This is a genomic window from Streptomyces sp. NPDC093586, from assembly GCF_044764905.1.
Taxonomy (GTDB): domain Bacteria; phylum Actinomycetota; class Actinomycetes; order Streptomycetales; family Streptomycetaceae; genus Streptomyces.
This window is the reverse complement of sequence record NZ_JBIWJA010000051.1, coordinates 31,606-45,911: the sequence shown is the minus strand read 5'-3', so window position 1 is coordinate 45,911 and position 14,306 is coordinate 31,606. Positions and strand designations below refer to the sequence as shown.

Genomic DNA, 14,306 nt, shown 5'->3' with positions numbered 1-14,306 from the left:
GGGGGGGGGGGGGGGGGGGGGGGGGGGGGGGGGGGGGGGGGGGGGGGGGGGGGGTTTTTGTGGGGGGGGGTTGGGGGGGGGGGGGGGGGCGCCCCCCCCCCCCCCCCCCCCGACGCTTGTCCCCATGAGTGACACACCGGTCAAGCAGCAGAGCACCGCCGCCTTCTACGGGCAGGCCGTCGCGTCCTTCGCAGTCGCCATGGCCGCCACCGCCATCGGCATCTACCAGCTCCAGGCCGACGCGTGGGTGCGCGCCTTCCTCGCCATCGCCGTCCTGTACCTCGTCACGTCCGCCTTCACCCTGGCCAAGATCATCCGGGACCGGCAGGAGGCCGGGCAGATCGTCAGCCGCGTCGACCAGGCCCGGCTGGAGAAGCTCCTCGCCGAACACGACCCCTTCGAGAAGCTGGGCTGACGCCTTCCCGCCGGACGTCCCTAAGCGCCCGCTCAGCTTCGACGGTATGGTGGAGCTCCTGTCACCGAGAGGGGCGAACGAGCGATGAGTACGGCGGCCGAGACGGCGTGCGGCGACAACGAGCCGTGGGAAGAGGTCACGCCCGACGCGGCCCGGCGACTGCTGGTCGCCGCCGTGGAAGCCTTCGCCGAGCGCGGATACCACGCGACCACGACCCGCGACATCGCCGGGCGGGCCGGCATGAGCCCGGCCGCGCTCTACATCCACTACAAGACCAAGGAAGAGCTGCTCCACCGCATCAGCCGGATCGGCCACGACCGGGCGCTCGGCATCCTGCGCGCGGCGGCCGAGGGCGAGGGCAGTGCCACGGAGCGGCTCGCCGACGCCGTCAGCTCCTTCGTGCGCTGGCACGCCGGGCGGCGCACCACCGCGCGGGTGGTGCAGTACGAGCTGGACGCGCTCGGGCCGGACGCCCGTGCCGAGATCGTCGCGCTGCGCCGTCAGGTCGACGCCGAGGTGCGCGGCATCATCGAGGAGGGCGTGGCCTCGGGCGAGTTCGAGGTGGCGGACGTGCAGGGCACGACGCTCGCCGTGCTCTCCCTCTGCATCGACGTCGCCCGCTGGTTCAACGTGAACGGCCCCCGTACGCCCGACGAGGTCGGCGCGCTCTACGCCGACCTCGTGCTGCGGATGGTGCGGGCCAAGGAGCCCGGCGCCGCTCAGGGGCGGTAGCGGCCCGCGGGCGGCGGCTCGCGAGTCGTGACGGCCCGCGGGTGGCGGCGGCTCACAGGTGGTAGCGCGAGACGGACTCGGCCACGCACACCGGCTTGTCGCCGCCCTCGCGCTCCACGGTGAAGGCGACGGTCACCTGGATCCCTCCCCTGACGTCCTCGACGCCGGTGATCGTCGCCGTGGCGCGCAGCCGCGAGCCGACCGGGACGGGGGAGGGGAAACGGACCTTGTTGGTGCCGTAGTTGACGCCCATCTTCACGCCCTCGACCCGGATCAGCTGCGGTCCGAAGAGCGGGAGCAGCGACAGGGTCAGGTACCCGTGCGCGATGGTGGTGCCGAACGGGCCCGCGGCCGCCTTCTCCGGGTCCACGTGGATCCACTGGTGGTCGCCGGTCGCCTCCGCGAACAGGTCGATCCGCTTCTGGTCGACCTCCAGCCAGTCGGTGTACCCCAGCTGCTCGCCCACCGCCGCCTTCACGTCGTCGGCGGATGTGAAGATCCTCGGCTCTGCCATGTCCCGGCCTCCCGTGTCTGAGGTACTCGTAGCTCTGCTGGCCCAGTGCCCGCCGCTCGATGCTAAGCAACTGCTTAGCATGGTGCTCCGCGAAGCCCATGTCAACGGACCGGAGGGGTGAGCGGGTGGGTAGGGTTCGGGGAGTGCCTCAGATTCCCGAGAAGATCCACGAGCTCACGGTCGGCCAGCTCGCCGCGCGCAGCGGCGCCGCCGTCTCCGCCCTGCACTTCTACGAGTCCAAGGGCCTGATCACCAGTCGCCGCACCTCGGGCAACCAACGCCGCTTCAGCCGCGACGCCCTGCGCCGGGTCGCCTTCGTGCGGGCCGCGCAGCGCGTCGGCATCCCGCTCGCCACGATCCGCGAGGCGCTCGCCGAGCTGCCGGAGGAGCGCACGCCCACCGAGGAGGACTGGGCCCGGCTCTCCGCGGCCTGGCGCTCCGAACTGGACGAGCGGATCAAGCAGTTGAACCGGCTGCGGGACCACCTCACCGACTGCATCGGCTGCGGCTGCCTGTCCCTGGACACCTGCGTCCTGTCCAACCCCGACGACGTCTTCGGCGAGAGCCGCGCGGGCTCCCGCCTGCTGGTGGAGCGGAGGGCCGGGAAGACGCCGGCCGGCAAGCGCGCACGGGCCGCCTCCGACACCGCCTGCTGCGACTGACGCCCCCGCCGCCGACGCCCGCGAGGCGAACGCGGTCGCCGCGCGAGGAACCCGCATCCGGCCCCGGTGCCGGCCCGTGCGGCGTCACGTCCCTCGCGTCCGGGGCGGCGTCACGTCCCGCGTCGCCCGGCCGCCACTCGGCCGGTGCCGCCGGGCCGTGTCACGCACCGGCGGCCCGACGCCACTCGGCCAGTGCCGCCCCGACCAGCTCGGCGTTCGAGCGGGCGGGGCGGCCGTCCGGCATGAGGAGGGTGTCCTCCAGGCCGATGCGGGTCGCGAGGCCCAGCCGGCCGGCCAGGCGCAGTACCGGCCAGGCGCCGCCGTCCTCGCCGTGCAGCAGCACCGGACGGCCGTGCGCCGCGTCCAGAGCGGCCAGCAGGGACCGCGCGGACGCCTCCGCGGTGTCCGCGTCGGTGTCCGTGACCTCCGCCAGTACCCGCAGCACCCTCGGGCCCAGCGGCGAGCGCGCGAACCGTTCCGCGCCGTCCGTGCCGGACCAGATGCCCGCCTCGACCCCCACCCCCCGCTCGATCAGCGCGGCGGCGACCGCCTCGGCGCCCGGCTCGTGCCAGTTCACCGAGGCGTGGTCGGGCAGCGCCCGCCAGCTCCGGACGCGCGCGACCCGGGCGTCCGGCCCGGGCTCGGCCCACGCCCCCGTCGTCACCCCGACCGGCACCGGCTCCGGCGACCGCGCCCGTATCGCCGCCAGGGTCACCGCGAGGACCCGCGGCGACAACGTGTCCCGCCCGCACGGGGTCTTGGGGTGGACATGGACGTCCGTGGCCCCGGCGGCCACCGCCTCGGCCACGGCGTCCGCCATCGCCTCCGGCGTCAGCGGCACCACCGCGCCGTCGGCGCCCCCGCGGGCCCCGTTCACACACACCTGCACCATGCCTCCAGGGTGCCGGGCGCCACTGACACGTACCCCCGGCACCGCGGCCCGGCACACCCCCCTCGACCCCTACGCCGACATCAGCAGCCGTTCACGCCGGGCGTCCGCCAGGGCCTGCGGGGTCAGCACCGGCCGCGGCACCAGGATCCCGCAGTCCGTGCAGACGGGCCCCGCCGACGGTTCGTGGTCCAGGTCGTACTTCCAGACCAGCCGGTCCCCGTCGCACACCGGGCACACCACCCCCGGTTCGCGCTCCAGCGCCGAGATCAGCCGGCGCAGCACCTCCGCCAGCGGCCCGTCGGGATGCAGCCCGGGGTCGTCGCACCAGGCCACCCCGAAACCGCCCCAGGTCATCCGGTGCCAGTCGTCCACGCTGCCCGGCCTGCGCAGCCCGCCGTACTTCTCCTTCCTGCGCCGCTCGGCGAACTCCGCCTCGTAGGCCAGCCACACCGAACGCGCCTCCTCCAGCTCCTCCAGTGCGGCCACGAGCCGCGCCGGGTCGGGGGAGCGGTCCTCGGGGCCGAACCCGGCCCGCGAACACAGATGGTCCCAGGTCGCCCTGTGCCCGTAAGGGGCGAACCGCTCAAGGCACTTGCGCAGCGAATAGCGCCGTAGCGCCAGGTCGCACCGTGGATCGCGGACCTGTCTCGCCAGACTCCGGAAACCGGCCATCGCCCTGCACCTCCGTCACACCTGCACCTGCACTTCGGTCACTTCGGCGTCGTCGTACGGAGTCGTCCTCCCGACGTCGCCGAATAGACGTATCGACACGCGATTCGGCTCCATCCGATTTCCGATGCCTCCCATAAGCCGATCGCACCCGCTTCCGGAAAGTGACGCACGTTCATCTTCCAACTCGGGGATACCGGCGGTAACGTCCGGGCTCACCCTCGTCGGGAGGAGCTGCCATGCCACGGCGCACCCCACGCAACGCCCTTGACGGACTGAGAACTCCCCGCGGCTTCCACGGGTTCCTGAAGGGCGCATCACTATGCGCCCTCATTGCCGGTCTTTTGTCACCGCTTTCCCCCGCGGTGGCCGCCGGCGCGAACACCCCCACCCCCACGACCACGCGGGCGACGGCCGAGGACCACTGCGGCGGCCGGTGTTCCGACATCCTGCCGCCCGGCCAGAACGGCAACGCCACCCTCGCCCAGATCCTCCTCAACCAGGCCCTCGGCACCCAGCCCGCGCACGCCGAGGACCAGCTCGGCCCCTACGCGAGCCTCGCCACCGGTTACTCCGGGCTCACCAACGAGAAGGTCGACACCTTCTTCAACGACGCCTCCTTCGGCGTCCCCGCCGATCAGGTCGCCTCCACCGTCCGCCCCGCCGGACGCGACGACGTGACCATCGTCCGCGACAAGAAGACCGGCGTGCCGCACATCACCGGCACCACCCGCTACGGCACCGAGTTCGGCGCCGGCTACGCCGCGGCCCAGGACCGGCTGTGGCTGATGGACCTCTTCCGGCACGTCGGGCGCGGCCGGTTGACCCCCTTCGCCGGCGGCGCCCCCGCCAACCAGGGCCTGGAGCAGCAGTTCTGGCGCAGCGCCCCGTACACCGAGGCCGACCTGGAGGCGCAGATCCTGAGCGCCGCCGCCAAGGCCGGTGAGCGCGGCGAGCAGGCCCTCGCCGACGTCGACGCCTACGTCGCCGGCGTCAACGCCTACATCGACGCCTCCGACAAGGGCCGCTATTTCCCGGGCGAGTACGTCCTGACCGGCCACAAGGACGCCATCACCAACGCCGGCACCATCGACCGCTTCAAGCGCACCGACCTGATAGCCCTGGCCTCCGTCATCGGCTCCCTCTTCGGCGCCGGCGGCGGCGGAGAGGTCGACAACGCGCTCTCCCTCCTCGCCGCCCAGGAGAAGTACGGCGTCGCCGAGGGCACCAGGGTGTGGGAGTCCTTCCGCCAGCGCAACGACCCCGAGGCGGTCCTCACCCAGCGGAGCGGCAGCTTCCCGTACCTGCCCCGCCCCGACGCCCCGCAGGGCCGCGCCCTGCCCGACGCCGGCTCGGTCCGGGCGGAGCCCCTGGTGTACGACCGCACCGGCGGCGCGGCCACGGCGAGCGCGGCCGGCGCCTCCGCCACGGCGGCGGACACCGCCGTCACCTCGGCCCGGCGCGGCATGTCCAACGCCCTCGTCGTCAGCGGGAAGCACACCGCGAGCGGCCACCCGGTCGCCGTGTTCGGCCCGCAGACCGGCTACTTCGCACCCCAGCTGCTCATGCTCCAGGAACTCCAGGGGCCGGGCCTGAGCGCCCGCGGCGCCTCCTTCGCGGGCCTGAGCATGTACGTCGAGCTCGGCCGCGGCCAGGACTACGCCTGGAGCGCGACCACCTCCGGCCAGGACATCATCGACACCTACGCGGTCGAGCTGTGCCAGGACGACCACCACTACCTCTACCGCGGCACCTGCACGCCGATGGAGAAGATCGAGCGCCGGAACGCCTGGAAGCCGACCGTCGCCGACTCCACCGCGGCCGGCTCCTACACGATGCGGGTCTGGCGTACGAAGTACGGCCCGGTCGAGTACCGCGCCACGGTCGGCGGCAAGAAGGTCGCCTACACCACGCTGCGCTCGTCCTTCCTGCACGAGGCCGACTCCATCATCGGCTTCCAGATGCTCAACGACCCGGACTACCTCGACAGCCCGGAGCGCTTCCAGAGCGCCGTCCAGCACATCAACTACACCTTCAACTGGTTCTACGCCGACTCCGGGCACACCGCGTACTACAACAGCGGCGACAACCCGGTACGGGCGGACGGCGTCGACGCCGAGTTCCCGGTGTGGGCGCGTGAGGCGTACGAGTGGCGGGGCTGGGACCCGGCCGCCAACACGGCCCGGTACACGCCGGCCTCCGCCCACCCGCAGTCCCTGGACCAGGACTACTACATCTCCTGGAACAACAAACAGGCCGAGGACTACCCGGCCGCCTCCTGGGGCAACGGCTCCGTCCACCGCGGCGACCTCCTCGACGACCGCGTCGGGAAACTCGTCGCCCGGGGAGGCGTCACCCGGGCCGCGCTGGTGAAGGCCATGGCCGAGGCGGGCCTCGCCGACCTGCGGGCCGAGGACGTGGTGCCCGGTCTGCTGAAGGTGATCGAGTCCGCGCCGGTGACCGACCCCGCGGCGAAGGCGGCCGTCGACCGGCTCAAGGCCTGGCTGGCGGCGGGCGGTCTGCGCACGGAGACCTCGGCGGGCTCGAGGAAGTACGCCCACGCCGACGCGATCCGCACCCTGGACGCCTGGTGGCCGCTGCTGGTGAAGGCCGAGTTCGAACCGGGCCTCGGCAGTGACCTCTACACCGCCTTCACCCGCAACCTGCCCGTCGACGAGTCGCCGTCCGCCGCCCACGGCCCGACCGGCGCCCACGCCGGCAGCGCCTTCCAGTACGGCTGGTGGAGTCATGTCGACAAGGACATCAGGGCGGTGCTCGGCGAGCCCGTCAAGGGCCCGCTGGCCCGCGAGTACTGCGGCGGGGGCGACCTCGCCGCCTGCCGGGACACCCTGGTCTCCACCCTGAAGGAGGCCGCGGGCCGTACCGCCGCCCAGGTCTACCCGGGCGACGACAGCTGCTCCGCGGGCGACCAGTGGTGCGCCGACTCGGTGATCCACCGCGCCCTCGGCGGCATCAGGCACGGAGGTGTCAGCTGGCAGAACCGGCCGACCTACCAGCAGGTCGTGGAGTTCACGACCCACCGGTGACCGGCCGGCACCGCGATCAGCGGCAGGGGTCAGCGGTACAGGAGGTACTGGCGGCGCGTCCTGCGGAACGCCGCCAGGTCCCGCTCCCAGCCGTCCACCACCTCGTCGGTGTCCGCGCCCGCGTCGATCATCGTGCGCACCCGCGTGGAGCCGGTGAGCTTGTCGATCCAGTTGTCCGGCCGCCAGGCGAAGCCGTTCCAGCTCCGCCTGGCGGTCACCAGCAACGCGATCCCGGTGCGCACCGGGTCGAAGGCGGCCCGGTCGTGCACGTGGAGCTGCACGCCGCCGACCGTCCTGCCCTGGAACTTGGAGAAGGTCGGCGCGAAGTACGCCTCCCTGAACCGCACGCCCGGCAGGCCGAGTCCGTTCGCCGCGGCGGCCCAGCGCCCGTCGATGCCCTCCGCGCCGAGCAGTTCGAACGGGCGGGTGGTGCCGCGCCCCTCCGACAGGTTCGTGCCCTCGAACAGGCAGGTGCCCGAGTAGACCAGGGCGGTCTCGGGCGTCGGCATGTTCGGGCTCGGCGGCACCCAGGGCAGCCCGGAGGCGTCGAAGAACTCCGACCGCTTCCAGCCCGTCATCGTGACGGTCTCCAGCGGCACGGGCGAGGGCAGGAACTCGCCGTTGAAGAGCAGAGCGAGCTCGGCGACCGTCATGCCGTGCGCCTGGGCGATCGGCTGCCGCCCGACGAAGGTGGCGAACTCCTTGCGCAGGACCGGGCCCAGGGCCGCCCGCCCGGTCACCGGGTTCGGCCGGTCCAGCACCACGAACCGCTTGCCCGCCAGCCGGGCCGCCTCCATGCAGTCGAACAGCGTCCAGATGTACGTGTAGAAGCGCGCGCCGACGTCCTGGATGTCGAAGACGACGGTGTCCACGCCGGAGGCCGTGAAGACGTCCGCGAGCGGCTGCCCGCTCTTCAGGTACGTGTCGTAGACGGGCAGCCCGGTCGCCGGGTCGTCGTAGCGGCCCTCGGAACCGCCGGCCTGCGCGGTGCCGCGGAAGCCGTGCTCGGGACCGAAGACAGCCGTGAGGTTCACCCGTTCGTCGGCGTGCATCACGTCCACGATGTGGCGCACGTCCCGGGTGACGCCGGTGGGGTTGGTGACGATGCCGACCCGCTCGCCGGCGAGCAGGTCGTAGCCGTCGTCGGCGAGCCGCTCGAACCCGGTGCGCAGCCGTCGGCCGCCGCCCGAGGGGGCCGCCTGGGCCGGGCCGGCGCCGGCGGCCGAGGCGCCGGCCGCCACCGCGGCCGAGGTGGCGAGCAGGGTCCGTCTGGACAGCGTCATGCGGTGACCTCCGTGATCGCGGCGGGTGTCATGCGCACGCACGCTAACCCGCGCCCCGGGTCCCGCGGAACGAGTCGGACCGCGTTTCACCTCTTCCGCCGTGCATACCGACTGGTTAGTCTGTCGTCCGGCAGCGCCCGAGCCGCGTCGAAGGAGACCGATGGTGGAAGCCGTGCAGGATGCCTCAGTCGTCGTCACCGGGGCGGGAGGCGGCATCGGCGCCGCGCTGGCCCGCCGCTTCGCGGCCGAGGGCGCCCGGGTGGTCGTCAACGACCTGGACGCCGGACGGGCGAAGGCCGTCGCCGAGGAGATCGGCGGCATCGCGGTCCCCGGGGACGCCTCCGCGGTCATCACCGAGGCCCGCGACGCGCTGGGCGGCACGGTGGACGTCTACTGCGCCAACGCCGGTGTCGGCTCCGGCGGCTCGGAGGCGGCCGACGAGGCCGTCTGGGCGCTCGCCTGGGACGTCAACGTCATGGCCCACGTCCGCGCGGCCCACGAGCTGATCCCCGACTGGCTGGAGCGCGGCACCGGCCGCTTCGTCTCCACCGTCTCGGCGGCCGGACTGCTCACCATGATCGGTGCCGCCCCCTACAGCGTCACCAAGCACGGCGCCTACGCCTTCGCCGAGTGGCTGTCCCTCACCTACCGCCACCGCGGGATCAAGGTGCACGCCATCTGCCCGCAGGGCGTGCGCACCGACATGCTCACCGCCAGCGGCAGCGCCGGCGAGCTGGTGCTCGCGCCGACCGCGATCGCGCCCGAGGACGTCGCCGACGCCCTCTTCAAGGGCATCGAGGAGGACCGCTTCCTGATCCTGCCGCACCCCGAGGTCGCCGAGTACTACCAGGCCCGCGCCGCCGACCCCGAGCGCTGGCTGCGCGGCATGAACCGCCTCCAGCGCCAGTGGGAGGAGGGGACGGCCCGATGACCGGCTCCCGCTACGCCGCACGGCCCTGGCTGGACCTGCTGACCGACGCCCAGAAGGCCCCGCTCGACCCCGACGCCTCCCTGGTGCACGCCCTGCGCCGGGCCGCCGCCGAGGCCCCCGACCGCCCCTTCCTCGCCTACTTCGACGGCCGCCTCACCTACCGCGAGACGGACGAGCTGAGCGACTCCGTCGCCGGCCACCTCGCCGCCCGCGGCCTGGAGCGCGGCGACCGGGTGGCGGTCCTGCTGCAGAACTCCCCGCACTTCGTGCTCGCCGTCCTCGGCGCCTGGAAGGCGGGCGCGGTCGTCGTGCCCGTCAACCCCATGTACAAGTCGGGGGAGGTCGGCCACGTCCTGCGCGACGGCGAGGTGGCCGCCCTGATCTGCTCCGACCGGGCCTGGGAGGGGTACCTGCGCGAGACGGCCGCCGACTCGCCGGTGCGGACCGTGCTCACGGCCTGCGAACTGGACTTCCAGACCCGCGGCGACGCCCGCGTGCTGACCTTCGAGCGGCTGCCGCGGACCGGCGACGCCGACGACCTCACCGAGGTGGCCCGCGCCGGCCACAAGGCACCCGAGGGCCGCGACCCCGAGCCCGCCGGCGCCGCGCTCATCAGCTACACATCGGGCACCAGCGGCACGCCCAAGGGCGCCACCAACACGCACCGCAACATCATGTACAACGCCGAACGGCAGCGCACCGGCCTCGGCCTGCCCGAGGCGCCGGTCTACTTCGCGCTGGCGCCGCTGTTCCACATCACCGGCATGGTCTGCCAGCTCGGCGCCTGCCTGAACAGCGTGGGCACGCTCGTCCTGGCGTACCGCTTCGAGGCGGGCGTCGTCCTGGACGCGTTCGCCGAGCACCGGCCGCACTACACGGTCGGCCCGTCCACCGCCTTCATGGCGCTGGCCGCCCATCCGTCCGTCACCCGGGAGCACTTCGCGTCCTTCGCCGTCATCTCCTCCGGCGGCGCCCCGCTTCCGCCCGCCCTGGTGGAGAAGTTCCGCACGGGCTTCGGCCCGTACATACGCAACGGCTACGGGCTCACCGAGTGCACCGCGCCCTGCGCCTCCGTACCGCCCCACCTGGAGGCGCCCGTCGACCCGGTCTCCGGGACCCTCGCCGTCGGCGTGCCAGGACCCGACACGGTCGTGCGCATCGTGGACGACCTGGGCGAGGAGGTGCCCTTCGGCGAGCAGGGCGAGATCGTCGTCAGCGGCCCGCAGGTCGTCCCCGGCTACTGGCGCCGCCCCGACGCCACCGCCGAGACCTTCCCCGGCGGCGAGCTGCGCACCGGCGACATCGGCTTCATGGACGAGCGGGGCTGGCTCTACGTCGTCGACCGCAAGAAGGACATGATCAACGCCTCCGGCTTCAAGGTCTGGCCCCGCGAGGTCGAGGACGTCCTCTACACCCACCCGGCGGTGCGCGAGGCCGCCGTCGTCGGCGTCCCCGACGGGTACCGCGGGGAGACCGTCAAGGCGTACATCAGCCTTCGTCCGGGCGCCGACACCGACCCGGACACGCTGGCCGCGTACTGCAAGGAGAGACTGGCCGCCTACAAGTACCCGCGTCAGGTGGAGATCCTGACCGACCTGCCGAAGACGGCGAGTGGCAAGATCCTCCGTCGGGAACTGCGTTCCCGTACGCACGACGACGGACAGTGAGACAACGGAAAGGCAGGTGACGGCAGTGCCCAGGACCACGGACGGGGACGGCACTCCGGTGCCGCAGCGGCTCCTGGCCGCCGCCACCCGGCTCTTCGCGGAGCAGGGCTACGACCGCACCTCGGTGCAGGAGATCGTGGAAGCGGCAGGCGTCACCAAGGGGGCGCTCTACCACTACTTCGGCTCCAAGGACGACCTCCTGCACGAGGTCTACGCCCGCGTGCTCCGCCTCCAGCAGGAACGCCTGGACGCCTACGCGGACTCCGACGAGCCGGTCGAGAAGCGGGTGCGCGACGCGGCGGCCGACGTCGTCGTCACCACCATCGACAACCTCGACGACGCGTCGATCTTCTTCCGCTCCATGCACCAGCTGAGCCCGGAGAAGAACAAGCAGGTGCGCGCCGAGCGCCGGCGCTACCACGAGCGCTTCCGCGCGCTCATCGAGGAGGGCCAGCGGGCCGGCGTCTTCACCGAGGAGGTCCCGGCCGACCTCGTCGTGGACTACCACTTCGGCTCCGTGCACCACCTGTCGACCTGGTACCGCCCCGACGGCCCGCTCAGCCCGCAGGAGGTGGCCGACCACCTGGCCGACCTGCTGCTGCGGGCCCTGCGTCCCTGAGGCGACGCGGGCGCCCCCCGCTTCCGGGGGGCGCCGCTTCGTTCACAGGTACTTCTTGATCTCCCGGCGCGCCAGCGAGCGCTGGTGCACCTCGTCCGGGCCGTCGGCGAGCATCAGCGTGCGGGCGCCGGCGTACAGCTCGGCCAGCGGGAAGTCCTGGCTCACGCCGCCCGCGCCGTGCAGCTGGATCGCCCGGTCGAGGATGCCGACCACCGCACGCGGCGTGGCGATCTTGATGGCCTGGATCTCGGTGTGGGCGCCCCGGTTGCCGACGGTGTCCATCAGCCAGGCGGTCTTCAGCACCAGCAGCCGCAGCTGCTCGACGGTGACCCGCGCGTCCGCGATCCAGTTCTGCACGACGCCCTGCTGGGCCAGCGCCTTGCCGAAGGCCGTGCGGGAGGTCGCCCGCCGGCACATCAGCTCGATCGCCCGCTCGGCCATGCCGATCAGCCGCATGCAGTGGTGGATCCGGCCAGGACCGAGCCGGGCCTGGGCGATGGCGAAGCCGCCGCCCTCCTCGCCGATCAGGTTCGTCACCGGCACGCGCGCGTGGTCGAAGGTCACCTCGGCGTGGCCGCCGTGGTAGTGGTCCTCGTAGCCGAAGACCTGCATCGCCCGGTTCACGGTCACGCCGGGCGTGTCGCGGGGGACCAGCACCATGGACTGCTGGCGGCGGATGTCCTCGCCGTCCGGGTCCGTCTTGCCCATCACGATGAAGATCCGGCAGTCCGGGTTCATCGCCCCGGAGATGTACCACTTGCGGCCCGTGATGACGTACTCGTCGCCGTCGCGCTCGATGTGCGTGGTGATGTTCGTGGCGTCCGAGGAGGCCACGTCCGGCTCGGTCATCGCGAACGCCGAGCGGATCTCACCGGCGAGCAGCGGCTCGAGCCACTGCTTCTTCTGCGTCTCGTTCCCGAACTGGGCCAGCACCTCCATGTTCCCGGTGTCGGGCGCCGCACAGTTCGTCGCCGTGGGCGCCAGCTGAGGGCTGCGGCCGGTGATCTCGGCGAGCGGCGCGTACTGCAGGTTGGTCAGGCCCGCCCCGTACTCGGCGTCGGGCAGGAAGAGGTTCCACAGACCCTGGCGGCGGGCCTCGGCCTTGAGGTCCTCCACGACCTGCGGGGTGTCCCACGGCGACGCCAGCCGGGCGCGCTGCTCGTGGGCGACCTGCTCGGCGGGGTGGACGTACTCGTCCATGAAGGCGAGCAGCCGGGTGCGGAGTTCCTCGGTGCGTGCGTCGAACGCGAAGTCCATGGCGGTTCAGCCCTCCTGAAGGGTGGTCAGGCCGTGCTCGATGAAGACGGGGACGAGTTCGCCGATGCGGTCGAAGCCGCCACCGACCGTCCGGCCCAGCGTGTAGCGGTAGTGGATGCCCTCCAGGATCACGGCGAGCTTGAACCAGGCGAACGCCGTGTACCAGGCGACCGACGACACGTCGCGCCCCGAGCGAGCGGCGTACCGCTCGATCAGCTCGGCGGGGGCGGGGTGGCCGGGGGCCCGGGCCGTGGTGGAGACGGGGGAGTCGGGGATGTCCAGCGGGCTGCTGTACATCACCAGCAGACCGAGGTCGGTGAGCGGGTCGCCGAGCGTGGACATCTCCCAGTCGAGGATCGCCCTGATCTCGTCGTCCTCGCCGCCGATCAGGACGTTGTCGAGCCGGTAGTCGCCGTGCACGACGGTCGGTGCGGGGGAGCGGGGCAGCTCCCGGCCGAGCGTGGCGTGCAGCTCGTCGATGCCGGCCAGGTCGCGGTTGCGGGAGGCGTCCAGCTGCTTGGCCCAGCGGCGGAGCTGGCGGTCGAGGAAGCCCTCGGGACGGCCGAAGTCGGCGAGGCCCGCCTCGGCGGGGTCCACCGCGTGCAGTCCGACGAGCGTGTCGACCAGGTTCAGCACGGCGGCCCGGGTGCGCCCGGGGCCGAGCGGGGCGAGCTGCTCGGACGTGCGGTACGGGGTGCCCTCGACGAACTCCATGACGTAGAACGGCGCTCCGAGGACCTCCTCGTCCTCGCACAGCAGCACCGGGCGCGGCACCGGTACGTCCGTCGGGTGCAGGGCGCTGATCACCCGGTGCTCGCGCCTCATGTCGTGCGCGGTGGCCAGCACGTGGCCGAGCGGGGGGCGCCGCACGACCCACTTCGAGGCGCCGTCGGAGACCGCGTAGGTGAGGTTCGAGCGACCGCCCTCGATCAGCCGGCCGGACAACGGGCCGCTCACCAGCCCGGGCCGCTCGCGGTCGAGCAGGACACGCAACCGGTTGAGATCGAGTCCGGGCGGGTGGTCGGGGCTCATCGTCGCTCCTCGGGCAGGTGAACACTACCCGACTCATGATGCCGACCGGTCGGTATGGCGTCCAGGGGGTGAGCGGAACGTGATCGGGGCCACGATAGGCCGACGGCTCCCCGCGCGGGAGCGCGGGGAGCCGTCGAAGGGGCGGCGTCCGGGACGCGGTCCGTCGGTCAGTGGTCGTCCCAGTGGCCGTCGTGGGCGGCGTGGCGGTGGCCGTCGTGGAGGTAGTCGACGTGGTCGCCGTGGGGCACGCGCGCGTGCCCGCAGTCCTCGCCGTGCCGGTGGTCGTGGCTCTCGTGGGCCGTGTGCCCCGCGGTCTCGCACTCGTCCCAGTGGCCGCCGTGCTCCCGGTGCAGATGCCCGTCGTGCGCGTAGTCGACGTGGTCGCCGTGCGGCACCTCGGTGTGCCCGCAGGCCGGGCCGTGGGTGTGCGTGTGGGCGGTGTGTTCCTGATGGAGGGCGGTCATGGTGCTCACCTTCGTGGGTGCGGGGCGTTCGCCGGTCGATGACGTCGGACAGGCTGCCACGCGAATGTCGCAGAAACGGTGCATATACGGTCATTCGGCTTGCGTGGCGTCCGGGTACCCCG

At 72.8% G+C, this 14,306-nt stretch carries 14 protein-coding genes; 7 read left to right on the top strand and 7 right to left on the bottom strand.

Going from position 1 to position 14,306, the window contains the following annotated elements:
* Positions 1–124 precede the first annotated feature (124 nt).
* Positions 125–415 carry a YiaA/YiaB family inner membrane protein gene (locus ACIRFH_RS33325; protein WP_403529243.1) on the top strand — a complete coding sequence of 97 codons (291 nt, stop codon included), beginning with the start codon at positions 125–127 and terminating at the stop codon, positions 413–415.
* 84 nt (positions 416–499) lie between these two features.
* Positions 500–1,147 carry a TetR family transcriptional regulator gene (locus tag ACIRFH_RS33320; protein ID WP_403529240.1) on the top strand — a complete coding sequence of 216 codons (648 nt, stop codon included), beginning with the start codon at positions 500–502 and terminating at the stop codon, positions 1,145–1,147.
* Between the two features lie 52 nt (positions 1,148–1,199).
* Here the strand turns inward: ACIRFH_RS33320 and ACIRFH_RS33315 are convergent, their stop codons facing one another.
* A complete protein-coding gene (locus tag ACIRFH_RS33315) occupies positions 1,200–1,661 on the bottom strand; it encodes a MaoC family dehydratase (protein WP_403529237.1) in 462 nt (153 codons plus the stop codon).
* 143 nt (positions 1,662–1,804) lie between these two features.
* Between ACIRFH_RS33315 and soxR the strand changes: the two genes are divergently transcribed.
* A complete protein-coding gene (soxR, locus tag ACIRFH_RS33310) occupies positions 1,805–2,323 on the top strand; it encodes a redox-sensitive transcriptional activator SoxR (RefSeq protein WP_403529234.1) in 519 nt (172 codons plus the stop codon).
* A 160-nt stretch (positions 2,324–2,483) separates the two neighbouring features.
* On the opposite strand, the gene ACIRFH_RS33305 is transcribed toward soxR, so the two are convergent.
* Positions 2,484–3,215 carry a 3-keto-5-aminohexanoate cleavage protein gene (locus ACIRFH_RS33305; RefSeq protein ID WP_403529231.1) on the bottom strand — a complete coding sequence of 244 codons (732 nt, stop codon included), beginning with the start codon at positions 3,213–3,215 and terminating at the stop codon, positions 2,484–2,486.
* 69 nt (positions 3,216–3,284) lie between these two features.
* On the bottom strand, positions 3,285–3,887 hold the full coding sequence (locus tag ACIRFH_RS33300; RefSeq protein WP_403529228.1) for a hypothetical protein: 603 nt from the start codon (positions 3,885–3,887) through the stop codon (positions 3,285–3,287).
* A 236-nt stretch (positions 3,888–4,123) separates the two neighbouring features.
* On the opposite strand from ACIRFH_RS33300, the gene ACIRFH_RS33295 reads away from it, so the two are divergent.
* A complete protein-coding gene (locus tag ACIRFH_RS33295; protein ID WP_403529226.1) occupies positions 4,124–6,931 on the top strand; it encodes a penicillin acylase family protein in 2,808 nt (935 codons plus the stop codon).
* A gap of 29 nt (positions 6,932–6,960) precedes the next feature.
* Here the strand turns inward: ACIRFH_RS33295 and ACIRFH_RS33290 are convergent, their stop codons facing one another.
* The gene (locus ACIRFH_RS33290) at positions 6,961–8,214 is read right to left on the bottom strand and encodes an exo-beta-N-acetylmuramidase NamZ domain-containing protein (RefSeq protein WP_403529223.1); all 1,254 of its coding nucleotides are present in this window, start codon (positions 8,212–8,214) and stop codon (positions 6,961–6,963) included.
* A 160-nt stretch (positions 8,215–8,374) separates the two neighbouring features.
* Between ACIRFH_RS33290 and ACIRFH_RS33285 the strand changes: the two genes are divergently transcribed.
* Genes ACIRFH_RS33285 through ACIRFH_RS33275 form a run of 3 tightly spaced genes read left to right on the top strand, consistent with a single transcriptional unit; the run spans position 8,375 to position 11,431 of the window.
* Positions 8,375–9,145: an SDR family oxidoreductase gene (locus tag ACIRFH_RS33285; protein WP_403529221.1), complete on the top strand. Its 771-nt coding sequence runs from the start codon at positions 8,375–8,377 to the stop codon at positions 9,143–9,145.
* Complete coding sequence (locus ACIRFH_RS33280) at positions 9,142–10,812, top strand: class I adenylate-forming enzyme family protein (RefSeq protein WP_403529218.1); 1,671 nt, start codon at positions 9,142–9,144, stop codon at positions 10,810–10,812. The genes ACIRFH_RS33285 and ACIRFH_RS33280 overlap by 4 nt, the downstream gene beginning before the upstream one ends.
* A gap of 25 nt (positions 10,813–10,837) precedes the next feature.
* Positions 10,838–11,431 carry a TetR/AcrR family transcriptional regulator gene (locus ACIRFH_RS33275; RefSeq protein WP_403529215.1) on the top strand — a complete coding sequence of 198 codons (594 nt, stop codon included), beginning with the start codon at positions 10,838–10,840 and terminating at the stop codon, positions 11,429–11,431.
* Positions 11,432–11,473: 42 nt separating this feature from the next.
* Here ACIRFH_RS33275 and ACIRFH_RS33270 read toward each other — a convergent pair whose 3' ends face one another.
* The 3 genes from ACIRFH_RS33270 to ACIRFH_RS33260 all read right to left on the bottom strand — a co-directional run bounded on the left by ACIRFH_RS33270 (position 11,474) and on the right by ACIRFH_RS33260 (position 14,184).
* Positions 11,474–12,688: an acyl-CoA dehydrogenase gene (locus tag ACIRFH_RS33270; protein WP_403529213.1), complete on the bottom strand. Its 1,215-nt coding sequence runs from the start codon at positions 12,686–12,688 to the stop codon at positions 11,474–11,476.
* Between the two features lie 6 nt (positions 12,689–12,694).
* Entirely contained in the window at positions 12,695–13,720 is a 1,026-nt protein-coding gene (locus ACIRFH_RS33265; RefSeq protein ID WP_403529210.1) for a phosphotransferase family protein, read from the bottom strand.
* A gap of 167 nt (positions 13,721–13,887) precedes the next feature.
* Positions 13,888–14,184 carry a hypothetical protein gene (locus tag ACIRFH_RS33260; RefSeq protein ID WP_403529207.1) on the bottom strand — a complete coding sequence of 99 codons (297 nt, stop codon included), beginning with the start codon at positions 14,182–14,184 and terminating at the stop codon, positions 13,888–13,890.
* Positions 14,185–14,306: the final 122 nt, after the last annotated feature.